This is a genomic window from Nocardioides sp. CPCC 206348 (genome assembly GCF_048654705.1).
GTDB lineage: Bacteria > Actinomycetota > Actinomycetes > Propionibacteriales > Nocardioidaceae > Nocardioides.
In genome coordinates this window covers 33,471-33,914 of record NZ_JBMCZA010000088.1, presented here as the reverse complement: position 1 = coordinate 33,914, position 444 = coordinate 33,471, and the positions used below count along the sequence as shown (strand labels likewise).

The 444-nt window shown below is 64.0% G+C and carries 1 protein-coding gene; it reads right to left on the bottom strand.

Going from position 1 to position 444, the window contains the following annotated elements; all coding sequences use genetic code 11:
* Positions 1 to 444, bottom strand: a 444-nt coding sequence (locus ACOADB_RS04635; protein ID WP_378596775.1) for an ABC transporter ATP-binding protein, incomplete at both ends; no start/stop codon positions are given.

Sequence of the window (444 nt, the reverse complement as noted above, 5' to 3'; positions counted from 1 at the left end):
TCGAACAGCACCACGTCGGGCTTGAGGACCAGGGCGCGCGCGAATCCGGCACGCTTGCGCATGCCGCCGGAGATCTCGTTCGGAGCCTTGTCGATGGCCTTCTCCAGACCCACCTCGACGAGGTTCGACATCACGATGTCGCGGATCTCGCGCTCGGACTTCTCCGTGTGCCGACGCAACGGGAACGCGACGTTGTCGTACAGGTTCATCGAACCGAACAGCGCACCGTCCTGGAACAGGACACCGAACCGCTTGCGCAGCTCGAAGCGCTCCTCCTCCGAGGTTCGCCAGATGTCGGTGCCGAACACCTTGACCTGCCCAGCATCGGGCTCCAGCAGACCGACGATGTGCTTGAGCAGCACGCTCTTGCCGGTACCGGAAGGGCCCAGCACCGTGGTGATCGCGTCGTCCTTGAAGTCCACCGACAGCCCGTTGAGGATGTGG